This is a genomic window from Pseudomonas sp. Irchel 3H3 (assembly GCF_900187635.1).
In the GTDB taxonomy this organism is placed as follows: Bacteria; Pseudomonadota; Gammaproteobacteria; order Pseudomonadales; family Pseudomonadaceae; genus Aquipseudomonas.
This window is the reverse complement of the sequence record NZ_FYEC01000006.1, coordinates 62,787-79,703: the sequence shown is the minus strand read 5'-3', so window position 1 is coordinate 79,703 and position 16,917 is coordinate 62,787. Positions and strand designations below refer to the sequence as shown.

Here is a 16,917-nt window from a genome sequence, read left to right as displayed (position 1 = left end):
GTGCCACGACTCTTCAGGAAAAAACCTAGAACCCTCTTGGGTATCGACATCGACGCCGCCTCGGTCAGGCTGGTCGAATTAAGCCGCTCAGGCGCGTGTTATCGGCTCGAGACCTACGCAATAGAGCCGTTGCCGGCGAATGCAGTGGTGGAGGCCGCCATTGTTCAAGTGGAGGTCGTGGGGCAGGCATTGGCCCGCGCATGGCTGAAAGCCGGGACCCGGGTGCGCAATGTAGCAGTGGCGGTTTCCGGATCGGCGGTCATCACCAAGACCCTGGAAATGCCAGCGGGAATGACGAACGACGACCTGGAAAGCCAGTTGAAGCTGGACGCGGACCAGTACATTCCCTATCCCCTCGATGACATGGCCCTGGATTTCCAGGTCCAGGGAATCTCGCGGCACAATCCGGGGCAGGTCGAGGTGTTGCTGGCGGCCTGTCGCAAGGATCATGTCGAGTTGCTTGAGGCCGCGCTGGAACTGGCTGGGCTGACGGCGCGGGTGGTGGATATCCAGGCGCATGCGCTGGCGCGTTGCGTGGATCTGCTGGCAACGCCGCCGGACGGTGCCCAGGCGCAGTCGCTAGTGGCGCTGGTCGAGATTGGCAACGGTCTGTCGACTTTAAGTGTGATAAGCGCTGGCCAGATCCTGTATGCCCGCGAACAACTGCTGGGTGCGCACCAACTGAACCAGGCCAGTGAGCCGAGCTACGGGTTTGCTCTCGAACCGGCAGGAGTGGCGACGCAGCCGGGTGGGCTGGACCTGTCTCGCGATGCTGAGGTATTGGCGCAACAGCTATCGCGCTCATTGCAGGAGTTTTTCGCCTTGGGCCAGCACGGCGCAGTCGAGCATATCCTGCTGGCCGCAGGGGCCTGCGCGGTGGCCGGGCTGGATCGCCTGCTCGAACAGCATCTGGGCATCCCGACCCGGGTGGCCAATCCTTTTGCCGGCATGGCCTTGGGCAGTGCGGTCGATGCTGCGGCACTCGCCCACAATGCGCCCGGGTTGATGGTCGCCTGCGGTCTGGCGTTAAGGAGCTTTGACTGATGGCCAGGATCAATCTTCTGCCATGGCGTGAAAAGCAGCGCGAGGTGCGGCACCAACATTTCTTGTGGCAGTTGGTCGGTATCGCCGTAGTTGCGACCGGCCTCATCGTGCTGGGCGAGCGCATCCTTGACCGCGCCATCGAGCAGCAAGCTTCGCGCAACGCCTACCTTGGTGCCCGCATTGCCAGCCTGGATGAGCGGATCAGCCAGATCAGCGATCTACAAGCCCGGCGCGAGCAGTTGCTGGCGCGGTTGCAGATCATTCAGGGTCTGCAAGGTAATCGGCCGGCCAGTGTCAGGCTCTTCGATCAATTGACCCGCGCACTGCCCGATGGTGTGTATTTCACCGAGTTGGGGAGGGTCGGCAAGACGCTGTCGATCGGCGGTGTGGCCGAGTCCAATGCCCAGGTTTCGCAGCTCCTGCGTAGCCTTGCGGCCGCGGGTGGCCTGGCTGTTCCTGTGCTGGAGGAGGTTAAAACAGCAAGCGCTGGCGACGAGGACTCGACCAGTGTTTTTCGCTTGACCGTGGCTCAGGCGCAAGCCGGCGTGGAGGCATGAGGCGGTTCCCATGGTTGACCCTCGATGGCCTGAACATGCACAACATGGCGACCTGGCCGGCGCTGGGCAAAGCCCTGCTGGGCGTGCTGGTTATGGTGGTGCTGCTGGTCCTGGGCTATAGCTTTTATTTGCGCGAACTGCAGGCGCGGCTGGTACTTGCCTGCGCCGGGGAGGCCGAACTCAAGCAGGTATTTGTGAGCAAGGCGCACCAAGCGGCCCATTTACAGCCTCACCTCGAGCAGATGAGGGCTATGCAAAGCGCCTTCGCCACGCTGTTGCGGCAACTGCCCGGCGACACTGAGATGCCAGGGTTGCTGGAGGACATCAGTCGTGCAGGCTCGGGCAGTGGTCTGGAGCTGGAAGAGATCAAGTTGTTGCCCGAGGTCAACCAGCCGTTCTACGTCGAGCTGCCAATCCAGATCAGCGCGACGGGTGCCTACCATGACCTGGCGGCGTTCGTCAGCGCTGTCTCGGCCTTACCGCGGATCGTCACGCTGCACGACTTCAGCATTCGCCCGCTGGATTCCAGCGAGGGTCCGACGCTGCGCATGAACATCCTGGCAAGAACCTATCGCTCCGCCGACAGCGGGCAGCAACCATGAACACGGTGCGTTGCGGGTGGTTGGCGTTGTTGCTCGGTGGTCTGGCTGGCTGTGGTGGTGAGCGCGATTTCAGTGATCTGGACACCTACATGGATGAAGCGCGCCTTGAATTGCCCGGCCCTCTCGAAGCCGTGCCGACGTGGGCGTCGTACCCGGTGTTCAGTTACGGCGCGGCGTCGCTGCGCAGTCCGTTCTCGCCGCAGGTCACGACGGGCGAGGAGGGGCTGCTGCGGGGCGAGCCAAGGGGTGAGCCGGATCGACTGCGGCCCCGCCAGCACCTCGAGCGCTTCGGTATCGAGCAGTTCGAAATGGTCGGCACCATGGTCGGTACCTCGGGGGCGTATGCCCTGCTGCGCGGTGCGGGTGCGGTGCATCGGCTCAAGGTGGGTGACTACCTCGGGCGCAATGAAGGCCGAGTGGTATCGGTCAGCGAGACCCGGGTCGAGGTGGTCGAGCTGGTGCCCGACGGCCAGGGCGCCTGGCTGGAACGACCACGCAGCCTTTCCTTGAACACGCACTCCTAGTGGAGCTCTAACCATGTACAGGATTTTTTCGACCCTCGGTGTGGCGCTATGGATTGCGCTGCTGTCACCGGGGTTGTTGGCCAGTTCCAGGGCGCTGGATATTGTCGCGCCACCCGGTGATCAGCGCGCCGAACGTCATGCCTTCAGTGGCGAGAGGTTGTCGTTGAATTTCCAGGACATCGAAGTGCGTTCGGTGCTGCAACTGATCGCCGACTTCACTGGCCTCAACCTGGTGGCCAGCGACTCGGTGCAGGGCAGCATCACGCTGCGCCTGGATAACGTGCCCTGGGACCAGGCGCTGGACCTGGTACTCAAGACCAAGGGCCTGGACCAGCGTCGGGCTGGCAACGTCCTGCTGGTCGCCCCGGCACAGGAAATTGCCGCCCGTGAGCGGCAGACGCTGGAGTCGCAGCGGCAACTGGCCGAACTCGCCCCGCTGCGGCGTGAGCTGTTGCAGGTCAATTACGCCAAGGCCACTGAAATAGCCCGGCTGTTCCAGTCAGTGACCAATGCCCAGGACCGACTCGACGAGCGAGGCACGCTGACGGTGGATGAGCGAACCAACAACATCATCGCCTTCCAGACCCAGGATCGAATGGACGAGCTACGACGGATCGTCACGCAACTGGATGTGCCGGTACGCCAGGTGATGATCGAGGCGCGGATAGTCGAGGCCAATGTCGATTACGACAAGAGTCTGGGCGTGCGCTGGGGTGGTGCGATGGGCCGGGGCAACTGGAGTGCCTCCGGGGTTGGCGGCGATGGAGCGGCTCTGCTCAGCTCGGGCAGCGCGCCATTTGTCGATATGGGGGCAGCGGGTGCTACCTCGGGGCTGGGCATTGCATTCATTACCGATAACCTGCTGCTCGACCTTGAACTGTCGGCCATGGAGAAAACCGGCAACGGCGAAGTCGTCTCGCAACCCAAGGTGGTGACTGCCGACAAGGAAACCGCGAAGATCCTCAAGGGCACTGAAATTCCTTATCAGGAGAGCAGCTCCAGCGGCGCCACCTCGGTGTCGTTCAAGGAGGCTTCGCTGTCGCTGGAGGTGACGCCGCAGATCACCCCGGACAATCGCATCATCATGGAGGTCAAGGTCACCAAGGACGAGCCCGATTACCTGAACAAGGTGCAGGATGTGCCGCCGATCAAGAAAAACGAGGTCAATGCCAAGGTGCTGGTGGTCGATGGGGAAACCATCGTCATAGGCGGGGTTTTCTCAAATACTCAAAGCAAGGTTGTAGATAAGGTGCCATTTCTTGGTGATGTGCCGTATCTTGGCCGCCTTTTCCGGCGTGACGTGGTGTCGGAGAGAAAATCCGAGCTGCTGGTATTTCTCACTCCGCGTATCATGAATAACCAGGCGATTGCTGTGAGTCATTGATTCTGTGCGAAATTTGATTCTTGTTGGGCCAATGGGTGCGGGTAAAAGCACCATCGGCCGCTTGCTGGCCAAAGAGCTGCGTCTGCCGTTCAAGGATTCCGATAAGGAAATTGAATTGCGCACAGGCGCCAATATCCCGTGGATCTTCGATAAGGAAGGCGAACCCGGCTTTCGTGATCGCGAGCAGGCGATGATCGCCGAGCTCTGTGAGCTCGATGGCGTGGTGCTGGCGACCGGCGGTGGTGCGGTCATGCGCGAAGCCAATCGTCGGGCGCTGCACGCCGGCGGTCGCGTGGTCTACTTGCACGCCTCGGTCGAGCAGCAGGTCGGGCGCACTGCGCGCGACCGCAATCGTCCCTTGCTGCGTACCGCTGATCCGGCAAAAACCCTGCGTGACTTGCTGGCCCTGCGCGATCCGCTGTATCGGGAAATCGCCGACCTGGTGGTGCAAACCGATGAGCGGCCGCCGCGGATGGTGGTGCTGGATATTCTGGAACGCTTGCAGCAGCTACCTCCCCGTTAATCCGCAGGGCGAAATGCGCTATCCTCGGCGTCGCGCCATGGCGGCCGTCGGGTGTGGCGCATGGCTAGCACGCCACGTCACACAGGCAGACGTGGCCAGTCGATAACATAAGGCAGGACGCCTGATTCCAACTTACTGTGGGGACACATGCAGACACTTAAGGTTGATCTAGGCGAGCGTAGCTACCCGATCCATATTGGCGAAGGGTTGCTGGATCAGCCCGAGTTGCTGGCGCCACACATCGCCGGACGGCAGGTGGCAATCATCTCCAACGAGACCGTTGCCCCGCTGTATCTGGAGCGCTTGACCCGCAGCCTGGCGCAGTTCTCGGTCATTTCCGTGGTACTGCCCGACGGCGAAGCCTTCAAGAACTGGGAAACCCTGCAAAGCATATTCGACGGCCTGCTGACCGCGCGCCATGACCGCCGCACCACCGTGATCGCCCTGGGCGGCGGAGTGATTGGCGACATGGCCGGGTTCGCTGCCGCCTGTTACCAGCGGGGCGTGGACTTCGTCCAGGTACCGACCACCCTGTTGTCGCAAGTCGACTCCTCGGTGGGCGGCAAGACCGGTATCAACCATCCGCTGGGCAAGAACATGGTCGGCGCCTTCTATCAGCCCAACGTGGTGCTGATCGATACCGCCACCCTCAATACGCTGCCGGAGCGCGAGCTGTCCGCGGGCCTGGCCGAAGTCATCAAGTACGGTTTGATCTGCGACGAGCCGTTCCTCACCTGGCTCGAAGAAAATGTTGATCGCCTGCGGGCCCTGGACCAGGACGCCCTGACCTATGCGATCGCGCGCTCCTGTGCAGCCAAGGCCGCGGTGGTCGGCGCCGACGAGCGTGAGACCGGCGTGCGCGCCACTCTCAATCTGGGGCATACCTTCGGTCACGCCATCGAAACCCACATGGGCTATGGTGTGTGGCTACATGGTGAGGCGGTCGCTGCTGGCACCGTAATGGCCCTGGAGATGTCCTCGCGCCTGGGCTGGATCACTCCCAAGGAGCGTGACCGGGGCATTGCCCTGTTCCTGCGCGCCGGGTTGCCGGTGATCCCGCCGCCAGAGATGAGCGAAGCCGATTTTCTCGAACACATGGCAATCGACAAGAAAGTAATCGACGGACGTCTGCGCCTGGTGCTGCTGCGCCGCATGGGCGAGGCAGTCGTGACCGACGATTATCCGAAAGAGATTTTACAGGCAACGCTGGGAGCGGATTACCGTGCCCTGGCTCAGCTGAAAGGTTAATAAGATCACAATGACCAGTTTGCATGCCGACGAGGCGTTCCTAGGCCACTACCAGTTGAACCACGACCCCTTTGCTCCGCGGGTGCCTGGCTTCAAGTTTTTCCCTGCCCAGCGCAAACCGGTGCTGGGGCAACTGCATCACCTGGCCCGCTACAGCCAGTTGTTGCTGGTGGTCACTGGCCCGCTGGGCAGTGGCAAGACCCTGTTGCGTCAGGCGCTGGTGGCCAGCACCAACAAACAGTCGGTGCAGAGCGTGGTGGTTTCCGCCCGTGGTGCCGGCGACGCAGCGGGTGTGCTGCGTCAGGTAGCCCAGTCCCTGGATGTCGCCCAGGCGGAAGTCGGTGCGATCCTCAAGCAAGTGGTGCAACTGGCGCTGACCGGCCAGGAAGTCTATCTGCTGGTGGATGATGCCGAGCAGCTCGACGAATCGGCGCTTGAGGCCTTGCTGGCCTTGGCTGCTGGCGCCCCGGAAGGCCGCCCGCATGTGTTCCTGTTTGGCGAGCCTTCGCTGATCGCCGGGCTTGAGCAGTTGAGCACCGAGGAAGAGCGCTTCCACGTGATCGAGTTGCAGCCCTACGCGGAAGAAGAAACCCGCGAATACCTGGCCCAGCGTCTTGAGGGTGCGGGCAGGGGAATCGAACTTTTTACCGCTAATCAGATCTCTGAGATTCACGAAAGCTCCGACGGCTGGCCTGGAAACATCAACCAGGTTGCCCGCGATGCGATGATCGAAGCCATGATTGCTAGCCGCTCCGCGGTCAAGCGTCCAAGTATGGGGTTCAACATGCCGAAGAAACACGTATTGGCGATATCCGCCGTAGTCGTGGTCGCGGTGGCTGCCGCCTGGTTGCTGCCAGGTCGCAACAAGACACCAACCACCGGGGCTCCAGCCAACGAGCAGGCGCAGTTACCCCTGGGTCAGGGTGCCAACGGCGGTGCGCCGTCGGTCGAATTCGCCGGCAATACCCAGCCAATGCCCTTGCCGTTGGTCGGCCAGTCGCAGCCGGTGATGCGCGGTCCTTTGGCTGAAGCTGCCGGTGGCATCACCGAGGGCGATGATGGCGTGCCGCTCGAAGGCTCCAGCAGTGTTCCGCCGACCGTGACCACCATTGCTCCGCCAAGCGGCGTGCCTGCCGGTCCTGCGCCGACGCCCGCGGCCAAGCCGGTGCCTGCGCCTACCCAGGTCGCGACGGCCAAGCCTGCCCCGGCCCCAGTGGCCAAGCCGGCACCCGCGCCTGTGGTCAAGCCAGCGCCGGTGACCAAGCCAGTAGAGAAGCCAGCCACTGTCGCCAAGGCAGCGCCGGCAGCCGGTGGCACCTGGTATGCCGGTCAGAAGCCGGGTAACTACGTGGTACAAATCCTCGGCACCAGCTCGGAAGCCTCGGCCCAGAGCTTCGTCAAGGAGCAGGGCGGCGAGTACCGTTATTTCAAGAAAGTCCTCAACGGCAAGCCGCTTTACGTCATCACCTACGGTAACTTCGCCAACCGCGATGCCGCTGTATCCGCCATCAAGGCCTTGCCAGCGAAGGTTCAGGCTGGTAAACCTTGGCCTCGCTCTGTCGCCAGCGTCCAACAAGAACTGGCAACAGCTCGCTGAAGATTCGGCGGCCTTACCCAGGCCGCCTCTCCCGGCACCTCAAAATTTCTGCAAGGCATGCTGCCCCCAGGCCGCGTGCCTTGTGGTGTCTGCGTCACAGTAGTCTTTGAGTCGTTGCGGTCAGAATTAAAAAAAGTTTTGACTAGCACAGTAGATCGCTTTAAACCTTTCATAAATGCGACATAGATTTGCGACATTTCGTCGTCAAATTTGTGAGCCTCTGTGTCGGTGTGTACAATGACCTCCCTTTTGCCCCCGCAAAGCTGGCGTACGTTCGGCGCGGAAGGTAAGTGGTTGAATTGAAAAGAAATTTGTCTCGATAAGAGGCAGCCTGGTGAGAAAGTGTCTATGAAAGCAGGTCTGTACCAACCAGATGAATTCAAGGATAACTGCGGTTTCGGCCTGATAGCCCATATGCAGGGCGAACCCAGTCATACCCTTTTGCAAACGGCCATCGAGGCCCTGACCTGCATGACCCACCGCGGTGGGATCAACGCCGACGGCAAGACCGGTGACGGTTGCGGTCTGCTTATTCAGAAACCGGACGTGTTCCTGCGGGCAATCGCCCAGGAAACCTTCGGCGTAGCATTGCCCAAGCAATATGCAGTGGGCATGGTGTTCTTCAATCAGGACCCGGTTAAAGCCGAGGCCGCGCGCGAGAACATGAACCGCGAGATCCTCGCCGAAGGCCTGCAGTTGGTCGGCTGGCGCAAAGTGCCGATCGATACCAGCGTCCTTGGTCGCCTGGCCCTGGAGCGTCTGCCGCAGATCGAACAGGTGTTCATCGCCGGCGATGGCCTGAGCGATCAGGACATGGCAATCAAGCTGTTCAGCTCCCGTCGTCGTTCGTCCGTGGCCAACGCCGCCGACACCGACCACTACATCTGCAGCTTTTCCCACAAGACCATCATTTACAAAGGCCTGATGATGCCGGCGGACCTCACCGCCTTCTATCCGGACCTGAGTGACCAGCGCCTGCAAACCGCGATCTGCGTGTTCCACCAGCGCTTCTCCACCAACACCCTGCCGAAATGGCCGTTGGCCCAACCGTTCCGCTTCCTGGCGCACAACGGCGAGATCAACACCATCACCGGCAACCGCAACTGGGCCGTGGCCCGTCGCACCAAGTTCAGCAACGACCTGATGGACCTGGAAGAGCTCGGCCCGCTGGTCAACCGCGTGGGTTCGGACTCCTCGAGCATGGACAACATGCTGGAGCTGATGGTCACCGGTGGCATCGACCTGTTCCGTGGCGTGCGGATGATCATTCCGCCAGCGTGGCAGAACGTCGAGACCATGGACCCGGACCTGCGTGCGTTCTACGAGTACAACTCGATGCACATGGAGCCGTGGGACGGTCCGGCCGGCGTGGTCATGACCGACGGTCGCTACGCGGTGTGCCTGCTTGACCGTAACGGTCTGCGTCCGGCGCGCTGGGTCACTACCAAGAACGGCTTCATCACCCTGGCCTCGGAAATCGGCGTCTGGAACTACCAGCCGCAAGATGTGATCGCCAAGGGCCGCGTGGGTCCGGGCCAGATCTTTGCCGTGGACACCGAGACCGGGCAGATCCTCGACACCGACGCCATCGACAACCGCTTGAAGTCCCGTCATCCGTACAAGCAATGGCTGCGCAAGAATGCCCTGCGCATCCAGGCGACCATGGAAGACAACGACCACGGTTCGGCTTTCTACGACGTCGACCAGCTCAAGCAGTACATGAAGATGTACCAGGTGACGTTCGAAGAGCGTGACCAGGTACTGCGTCCACTGGGTGAGCAGGGCTACGAAGCTGTTGGTTCGATGGGCGACGATACGCCGATGGCCGTGCTGTCCCAGCGCGTGCGCACGCCGTACGACTATTTCCGCCAGCAGTTCGCCCAGGTTACCAACCCGCCGATCGACCCGCTGCGTGAAGCCATCGTCATGTCGCTGGAGATCTGCCTCGGTGCCGAGCGCAACATCTTCCAGGAGTCGCCGGAACACGCTTCACGCGTGATCCTCAGCTCGCCGGTGATTTCCCCGGCCAAGTGGCGCTCGCTGATGAACCTCGATCGCCCGGGCTTCGAACGCCAGATCATCGACCTCAACTACGACGAGAGCCTTGGCCTCGAAGCCGCAGTGCGCAATGTCGCTGACCAGGCTGAAGAAGCCGTGCGCGCCGGTCGCACCCAGATCGTGCTGAGCGACCGTCATATTGCCCCGGGCAAGTTGCCGATCCACGCTTCGCTGGCTACCGGCGCGGTGCACCACCGCCTGACCGAAAAAGGTCTGCGCTGCGACTCCAACATCCTGGTCGAGACCGCCACTGCGCGCGACCCGCACCACTTCGCGGTACTGATCGGGTTCGGCGCTTCGGCGGTCTATCCGTTCCTGGCCTATGAAGTGCTGGGCGACCTGATCCGCACCGGCGAAGTGCTGGGCGACCTCTATGAGGTGTTCAAGAACTACCGCAAAGGCATCACCAAGGGCCTGCTGAAGATCCTGTCGAAGATGGGCATCTCCACCATTGCGTCCTACCGTGGTGCGCAGTTGTTCGAAGCCATCGGCCTGTCCCAGGAAGTCTGCGACTTGAGCTTTCGTGGCGTACCGAGCCGGATCAAGGGCGCGCGTTTCGTCGACATCGAAGCCGAGCAGAAGGCCCTGGCTGCCGAAGCCTGGAGCCCGCGCAAGCCGATCCAGCAGGGCGGCCTGCTGAAGTTCGTCCACGGTGGCGAATATCACGCCTACAACCCGGACGTGGTCAACACCCTGCAAGCCGCTGTGCAGCAGGGTGACTACGCCAAGTTCAAGGAATACACGGCGCTGGTGGATAACCGCCCGGTGTCGATGATCCGCGACCTGTTCAAGGTCAAGACCCTCGAGACGCCGCTGGACATCAGCGAGATCGAACCGCTGGAATCGGTGCTCAAACGCTTCGACTCCGCCGGTATCTCGCTCGGCGCGCTGTCGCCGGAAGCCCACGAAGCCCTGGCCGAAGCCATGAACCGCCTGGGTGCGCGTTCCAACTCCGGCGAAGGCGGCGAAGACCCGGCACGCTACGGCACCATCAAGAGCTCGAAAATCAAGCAAGTCGCCACTGGCCGTTTTGGTGTGACCCCGGAATACCTGGTCAACGCCGAAGTGCTGCAGATCAAGGTGGCCCAGGGCGCCAAGCCAGGCGAAGGCGGGCAACTGCCAGGCGGCAAGGTCAACGGCCTGATCGCCAAGCTGCGTTACGCAGTGCCAGGCGTGACCCTGATCTCGCCTCCGCCGCACCACGACATCTACTCGATCGAAGATTTGTCGCAGCTGATTTTCGACCTCAAGCAAGTCAACCCCAAGGCCCTGGTCTCGGTGAAACTGGTGGCAGAAGCTGGCGTCGGCACCATTGCCGCCGGTGTAGCCAAGGCCTATGCCGACCTGATCACCATCTCCGGCTACGACGGCGGCACCGGTGCTTCGCCGCTGACCTCGATCAAGTACGCCGGCGCTCCATGGGAACTGGGACTGGCGGAAACCCACCAGACCCTGCGCGGCAACGACCTGCGCGGCAAGGTTCGGGTGCAGACCGACGGTGGCCTGAAAACCGGCCTCGACGTGATCAAGGCGGCCATCCTCGGCGCTGAAAGCTTCGGCTTCGGCACCGCGCCAATGATCGCCCTGGGCTGCAAATACCTGCGCATCTGCCACCTGAACAACTGCGCCACCGGCGTGGCGACCCAGAACGAGAAGCTGCGCAAGGATCACTACATCGGTACCGTCGACATGGTGGTGAACTTCTTCACCTACGTCGCCGAAGAAACCCGTGAGTGGCTGGCCAAGCTGGGCGTGCGCTCCCTCGAAGAGCTGATCGGGCGGACCGACCTGCTGGACATCCTCGAAGGCCAGACCGCCAAGCAGCAACACCTGGACCTGACACCGTTGCTGGGCAGCGATCACATCCCGGCAGACAAACCACAGTTCTGCCAGGTCGAGCGCAACCCTCCGTTCGACAAGGGCCTGCTGGCCGAGAAAATGGTCGACCTGGCCACCTCGGCCATCAACGACCTGAGCGGCGCCGAATTTAACCTGGACATCTGCAACTGCGACCGTTCGATCGGTGCGCGGATCTCCGGTGAAATCGCGCGCAAGCACGGTAACCAGGGCATGGCCAATGCGCCGATCACCTTCCGCTTCAAAGGTACTGCCGGGCAGAGCTTTGGCGTATGGAACGCCGGCGGCCTGAACATGTACCTGGAAGGCGATGCCAACGACTACGTGGGCAAGGGCATGACCGGCGGCAAGCTGGTTATCGTTCCGCCCAAGGGCAGCCTCTACAGGACGCAGGACAGCGCCATTATCGGCAACACCTGCCTGTACGGCGCCACGGGCGGCAAGCTGTTTGCCGCCGGTACCGCGGGCGAGCGTTTTGCGGTGCGTAACTCCGGTGCCCACACCGTGGTCGAAGGCACTGGCGATCACTGTTGCGAATACATGACCGGTGGTTTTGTCTGCGTCCTGGGCAAGACCGGTTACAACTTCGGCTCAGGCATGACCGGTGGTTTCGCCTATGTGCTCGACCAGGACAACACCTTCGTTGACCGGGTCAACCATGAACTGGTGGAAATCCAGCGGATCAGCGGCGAGGCGATGGAAGCCTACCGTAGCCATTTGCAGCGCGTGCTGAACGAGTACGTCGAGGAAACCGACAGCGAGTGGGGTCGTGAGCTCGCCGAGAACCTCGATGATTACCTGCGCCGTTTCTGGTTGGTCAAGCCTAAGGCTGCCAGCTTGAAAACGTTGCTTTCCAGCACTCGTGCCAACCCGCAGTGATATGCGCCTGAAGAGTTTGATGAGGTTTTAACATGGCTGAACGTCTGAATAATGACTTCCAGTTCATCGAGGTCGGGCGCAAGGATCCGAAGAAGAAACTGTTGCGTCAACGCAAGAAAGAGTTCGTGGAAATCTACGAACCCTTCAAACCCCAGCAGTCGGCCGACCAGGCTCACCGCTGCCTGGGTTGCGGTAACCCGTATTGCGAATGGAAGTGCCCGGTGCACAACTTCATTCCCAACTGGCTCAAGCTGGTGGCCGAGGGCAACATCCTCGCCGCCGCCGAACTGTCGCACCAGACCAACACCTTGCCGGAAGTCTGCGGCCGGGTGTGCCCGCAAGACCGTCTGTGCGAGGGTGCCTGCACCCTCAATGACGGCTTCGGCGCGGTCACCATCGGCTCGGTGGAGAAGTACATCACCGACACCGCGTTCGCCATGGGCTGGCGCCCGGACATGTCCAAGGTCAAGCCGACCGGCAAACGTGTCGCGGTGATCGGTGCGGGCCCGGCGGGCCTGGGTTGTGCCGACGTGCTGGTGCGCGGCGGGGTGACTCCGGTGGTGTTCGACAAGAACCCGGAAATCGGCGGTCTGCTGACCTTCGGCATCCCCGAGTTCAAGCTGGAAAAGACCGTACTGAGCAATCGCCGCGAAGTCTTCACCGGCATGGGCATCGAGTTCCGCCTCAACACCGAGGTGGGCAAGGACGTGACCATCGAGCAGTTGCTCGAAGAATACGATGCGGTGTTCATGGGCATGGGCACCTACACCTACATGAAGGGCGGCTTTGCTGGTGAGGACCTGCCGGGCGTCTACGACGCACTGGACTTCCTGATCGCCAACGTCAACCGTAACCTGGGCTTTGAAAAGTCGCCGGAAGATTTCGTCGACATGAAAGGCAAGAAGGTCGTGGTTCTCGGCGGCGGTGATACGGCGATGGACTGCAACCGCACCTCGATTCGCCAGGGCGCCAAGTCGGTGACCTGTGCCTATCGTCGTGATGAGGCGAACATGCCAGGCTCGCGCAAAGAGGTGAAGAACGCCAAGGAAGAAGGGGTGAAATTCCTCTACAACCGCCAGCCGATCGCCATTGTCGGCGAAGACCGGGTCGAAGGCGTGAAGGTAGTCGAGACCCGTCTCGGCGAGCCGGACGCCCGTGGCCGCCGCAGCCCCGAGCCGATTCCGGGCTCCGAAGAGATCATCCCGGCCGACGCCGTGGTCATCGCCTTTGGTTTCCGTCCAAGCCCGGCCAGCTGGTTCGAGCAGTTCGACATCCAGACCGACAGCCAGGGCCGCGTCGTGGCCCCGGAGCAAGGCAAGTTCAAGCACCAGACCAGCAACCCGAAAATCTTCGCCGGTGGCGACATGGTGCGCGGTTCCGACCTGGTAGTGACGGCGATCTTCGAAGGCCGCAATGCCGCCGAAGGGATCCTGGATTACCTGGGCGTGTAAACCCCGTTCGAAACTGCAACGCAATACCTGTGGGAGCTGGCTTGCCAGCGATAGCATCACCTCGGTCTACCTGACACACCGAGGTGTCTGCATCGCTGGCAAGCCAGCTCCCACAGTGTTTTGTGGTGCTGCAAAAACTGCATTCCATTGCGACAAATTGACCCGATAGACAAAAGGCTGACCTGCAACCGTGCCTTTTGCGTCCGGCTCTGAGAAAATGCCCGCACTTTTTTTCCGGATGCCGACATGACTGCCCTGAAGAACGACCGTTTCCTTCGTGCCCTGCTCAAGCAACCCGTAGACGTCACGCCCGTGTGGATGATGCGTCAGGCCGGTCGCTACCTGCCTGAATACCGTGCCAGCCGCGCCAAGGCCGGCGACTTCATGAGCCTGTGCATGAACCCGGAGTTCGCGTGCGAAGTCACCATGCAGCCGCTCGATCGCTATCCGCAACTGGATGCGGCGATCCTGTTCTCCGACATCCTGACCATCCCCGATGCCATGGGCCAAGGCCTGTACTTCGAAACCGGCGAAGGTCCGCGCTTCAAGAAAGTCGTCAGCACCCTGGCCGACATCGAAGCCCTGCCGATTCCTGATCCGCACAAAGACCTCGGCTACGTGATGGATGCAGTCAGCACCATCCGCCGCGAGCTCAACGGCCGCGTGCCGCTGATCGGCTTTGCCGGCAGCCCCTGGACCCTGGCCACCTACATGGTTGAAGGCGGCTCGTCGAAAGACTACCGCAAGACCAAAACCATGCTCTATGACAACCCGCAAGCCTTGCACCTGCTGCTGGACAAGCTCGCGCAGACGGTCACCAGCTACCTCAACGGCCAGATCATGGCCGGCGCACAAGCAGTGCAGATCTTCGACAGCTGGGGCGGCGCCCTGTCGGCGGCGGCGTATCAGGAATTCTCCCTGGCCTATATGCGCAAGATCGTCAACGGCCTGATCCGTGAGCACGAAGGCCGTAAAGTGCCAGTGATCCTGTTCACCAAGAGCGGCGGCCTGTGGCTGGAAAGCATCGCCGACACTGGCGCTGATGCATTGGGCCTGGACTGGACCTGCGATATCGGCAGCGCCCGTGACCGCGTCGGCAGCAAGGTAGCCCTGCAAGGCAACATGGACCCGACGGTGCTGTACGCCAAGCCAGAAGCAATCCGCAGCGAAGTCGGGCGAATCCTCGCCAGCTACGGCAAAGGCAGCGGCCACGTGTTCAACCTCGGCCACGGCATCACCCCGGAAGTCGATCCGGAACACGCCGGTGCCTTCCTGCGCGCGGTACACGAGTTGTCGGCGCAGTATCACGAGTGATCGTGACCCGATAAAAAACGCCCGGCGCTTGCCGGGCATTTTTTTTGCGCGCAGATTAAGTTTCAATTCAGCGAGCCTGTTTACCCTGGGTCCATCGAAATCCAGATGGAATCATCGCCATGAAAGCACGCTACCTCGCTCTGCTTGTTGCCCCCCTGTTCAGCACCGCGGTCCTGGCTGCCGGTTACACCGGGCCGGGTGCCGAGCCCATCACCACGGTGGCCGCGGCCAACGAAGCAGCTGACGACACGCCAGTCGTCCTGCAGGGTTTTGTGGTGAAGAAGCTGAACAACGACGACAAATACGAGTTCAAGGATTCCAGCGGTACGGTCACCGTTGAGATCGATGATGAGGATCTACCTGCGGTCGCCTTCAACGACAAAACCCGGGTCAAGCTGACCGGTGAAGTGGAAAAGGGCTTGCTCAAGCGTGAGATCGATGTCGATCGGGTGGAAATCCTCAATTAAGACCGAGTTTTTCCCCAAGGGCCGCCATGCGGCCCTTTTTTGCGTCAGGGCTTGGCGCTCTCCGCCAGGGTCGGCAACTTCGCCAGCTTCAACGCGACCAGCAGCGCAATCACCAGCAGCGTGCCGATGAACAACCCGATCCCGTTCCAGCCGCCCTGGTGCCAGAACACGCCGCCCACCGTACCGGCGATGCTTCCCCCGGCGTAGTAGCTGAACAGGTACAGCGACGATGCCTGGCCCTTGGCCTTGGTGGCGCGGCGGCCGATCCAGCTGCTGGCCACCGAGTGTGCGCCGAAGAAGCCGAAGGTGAAGATCAGCATGCCGACGATCACCAGTGGCAACGGGCTGAGCATGGTCACGGCCAACCCGCCAAGCATCAGCACGATGGTGCCCCAGAGCACCTTGCGCCGACCCAGGCGATCGGCCAGGGAGCCGATCTTCGCCGAACTGTAGATGCCCGACAGGTACACCACCGACAGCAGGCCGACCAAGGCCTGGTCCATGTGGTACGGCGCGGCCAGCAGGCGATAGCCGATGTAGTTGAACAGCGTGACGAAGGCGCCCATCAGCACAAAGGCTTCGAGGAACAGCAGCGGCAGGCCGGCGTCGCGAAAATGCATGGTGAAGCCATCGAGCAAGCTGCGTGGGTGCAGCGAGCGCGCGCGGAAGTTGCGCGATTCGGGGAGGATCTTCCAGAACACCGCCGCGGCGATCAGCGCCAACCCGCCAATCACCAGCATCGCCGTGTGCCAGCTGACGAAGTCGATCAGCACCCCGACTATCAGTCGGCCGCACATGCCGCCAATGGCGTTGCCGCCGATGTACAGGCCCATTGCCAGGCCGATGTGCTGGGGATGGATCTCTTCACTGAGGTAGGTCATCGCCACCGCCGCCAGGCCGCTCAGGGCCAGGCCGGTCAGCGCGCGCATCAGCAGGATGCCCTCCCAGGTCGGCATCAGGGCGCTGCCCAGGGTGCACAGCGCGGCGGCGAACAACGCTGCGACCATCACCGGTTTGCGGCCGATGCGGTCGGACAGGGGGCCGGTGATCAACAGGCCGATGGCGAGCATGCCGGTGGACACCGAGAGAATCAGGCTGCTCTGCGCGGCATTGATCGAGAACTCATGGGAAAACAGCGGCATCATCGGCTGCACGCAGTACAGCAAGGCAAAGGTGGCGAAGCCGCCGCTGAACAGCGCGAGCACCGTGCGCAGGAACATCGGCGTACCTTTTTCGATGTACACCTCATGCAGTTGGGCGACCCCGGGGGCCTGTGCGGCAGGCGGAAGATCATGGGCGAGTGGCGCAACAGCAGTTTTCACGGGGGACCTCAGGAGTGCACGGCCGGGCAGGCAATGAAAAAAGCATATAGCTGGCTAATGTTTCTATCCAATATATTGTTCGACCTGTTT

The 16,917-nt window shown here is 61.8% G+C and carries 12 protein-coding genes and 1 pseudogene; 12 read left to right on the top strand and 1 reads right to left on the bottom strand.

From position 1 onward, the window contains the following. The 12 genes and pseudogenes from pilM (at position 1) to CKW24_RS09180 (ending at position 15,505) form a co-directional block, all read left to right on the top strand. Positions 1-1,044 carry a type IV pilus assembly protein PilM gene (pilM, locus tag CKW24_RS09240; RefSeq protein ID WP_095167252.1) on the top strand — a complete coding sequence of 348 codons (1,044 nt, stop codon included), beginning with the start codon at positions 1-3 and terminating at the stop codon, positions 1,042-1,044. Beyond that, a complete protein-coding gene (locus tag CKW24_RS09235) occupies positions 1,044-1,601 on the top strand; it encodes a PilN domain-containing protein (RefSeq protein WP_095167250.1) in 558 nt (185 codons plus the stop codon). Before pilM ends, CKW24_RS09235 begins: the two co-directional genes overlap by 1 nt. Next, on the top strand, positions 1,598-2,203 hold the full coding sequence (locus CKW24_RS09230) for a type 4a pilus biogenesis protein PilO (RefSeq protein ID WP_095167249.1): 606 nt from the start codon (positions 1,598-1,600) through the stop codon (positions 2,201-2,203). Before CKW24_RS09235 ends, CKW24_RS09230 begins: the two co-directional genes overlap by 4 nt. Continuing rightward, on the top strand, positions 2,200-2,727 hold the full coding sequence (locus CKW24_RS09225; RefSeq protein WP_095167247.1) for a pilus assembly protein PilP: 528 nt from the start codon (positions 2,200-2,202) through the stop codon (positions 2,725-2,727). The genes CKW24_RS09230 and CKW24_RS09225 overlap by 4 nt, the downstream gene beginning before the upstream one ends. A gap of 139 nt (positions 2,728-2,866) precedes the next feature. Then, a pseudogene (locus tag CKW24_RS09220) lies at positions 2,867-4,111 on the top strand (type IV pilus secretin PilQ); the annotation flags it as partial. Between the two features lie 4 nt (positions 4,112-4,115). Beyond that, positions 4,116-4,634, top strand: a complete 519-nt coding sequence (gene aroK / locus CKW24_RS09215) for a shikimate kinase AroK (protein WP_095167243.1) — start codon at positions 4,116-4,118, stop codon at positions 4,632-4,634. A gap of 147 nt (positions 4,635-4,781) precedes the next feature. Further along, entirely contained in the window at positions 4,782-5,882 is a 1,101-nt protein-coding gene (aroB, locus tag CKW24_RS09210) for a 3-dehydroquinate synthase (protein WP_095167241.1), read from the top strand. A gap of 10 nt (positions 5,883-5,892) precedes the next feature. Beyond that, positions 5,893-7,479, top strand: coding sequence for an SPOR domain-containing protein (locus CKW24_RS09205; protein WP_095167239.1), 1,587 nt, complete (start codon positions 5,893-5,895; stop codon positions 7,477-7,479). 348 nt (positions 7,480-7,827) lie between these two features. After that, positions 7,828-12,273 carry a glutamate synthase large subunit gene (gltB, locus tag CKW24_RS09195; protein ID WP_095167237.1) on the top strand — a complete coding sequence of 1,482 codons (4,446 nt, stop codon included), beginning with the start codon at positions 7,828-7,830 and terminating at the stop codon, positions 12,271-12,273. A gap of 32 nt (positions 12,274-12,305) precedes the next feature. Then, positions 12,306-13,724: an FAD-dependent oxidoreductase gene (locus CKW24_RS09190; protein ID WP_095167235.1), complete on the top strand. Its 1,419-nt coding sequence runs from the start codon at positions 12,306-12,308 to the stop codon at positions 13,722-13,724. A 246-nt stretch (positions 13,725-13,970) separates the two neighbouring features. Next, positions 13,971-15,038 (top strand): uroporphyrinogen decarboxylase, encoded by a 1,068-nt coding sequence (hemE, locus tag CKW24_RS09185; protein WP_095167233.1) that lies wholly within the window; start codon positions 13,971-13,973, stop codon positions 15,036-15,038. A gap of 119 nt (positions 15,039-15,157) precedes the next feature. Then, complete coding sequence (locus CKW24_RS09180) at positions 15,158-15,505, top strand: YgiW/YdeI family stress tolerance OB fold protein (protein WP_095167231.1); 348 nt, start codon at positions 15,158-15,160, stop codon at positions 15,503-15,505. A 44-nt stretch (positions 15,506-15,549) separates the two neighbouring features. Here the strand turns inward: CKW24_RS09180 and CKW24_RS09175 are convergent, their stop codons facing one another. Further along, complete coding sequence (locus CKW24_RS09175; RefSeq protein ID WP_095167229.1) at positions 15,550-16,827, bottom strand: MFS transporter; 1,278 nt, start codon at positions 16,825-16,827, stop codon at positions 15,550-15,552. Positions 16,828-16,917 lie beyond the last annotated feature (90 nt).

Excerpts from the sequence above, each read along its gene's own strand:
- gltB (WP_095167237.1), top strand. The coding sequence starts at position 7,828 with ATGAAAGCAGGTCTGTACCAACCAGATGAATTCAAGGATAACTGCGGT.
- CKW24_RS09225 (WP_095167247.1), top strand. The coding sequence starts at position 2,200 with ATGAACACGGTGCGTTGCGGGTGGTTGGCGTTGTTGCTCGGTGGTCTG.
- CKW24_RS09180 (WP_095167231.1), top strand. The coding sequence starts at position 15,158 with ATGAAAGCACGCTACCTCGCTCTGCTTGTTGCCCCCCTGTTCAGCACC.
- CKW24_RS09235 (WP_095167250.1), top strand. The coding sequence starts at position 1,044 with ATGGCCAGGATCAATCTTCTGCCATGGCGTGAAAAGCAGCGCGAGGTG.
- CKW24_RS09230 (WP_095167249.1), top strand. The coding sequence starts at position 1,598 with ATGAGGCGGTTCCCATGGTTGACCCTCGATGGCCTGAACATGCACAAC.
- CKW24_RS09190 (WP_095167235.1), top strand. The coding sequence starts at position 12,306 with ATGGCTGAACGTCTGAATAATGACTTCCAGTTCATCGAGGTCGGGCGC.
- aroB (WP_095167241.1), top strand. The coding sequence starts at position 4,782 with ATGCAGACACTTAAGGTTGATCTAGGCGAGCGTAGCTACCCGATCCAT.
- CKW24_RS09205 (WP_095167239.1), top strand. The coding sequence starts at position 5,893 with ATGACCAGTTTGCATGCCGACGAGGCGTTCCTAGGCCACTACCAGTTG.
- hemE (WP_095167233.1), top strand. The coding sequence starts at position 13,971 with ATGACTGCCCTGAAGAACGACCGTTTCCTTCGTGCCCTGCTCAAGCAA.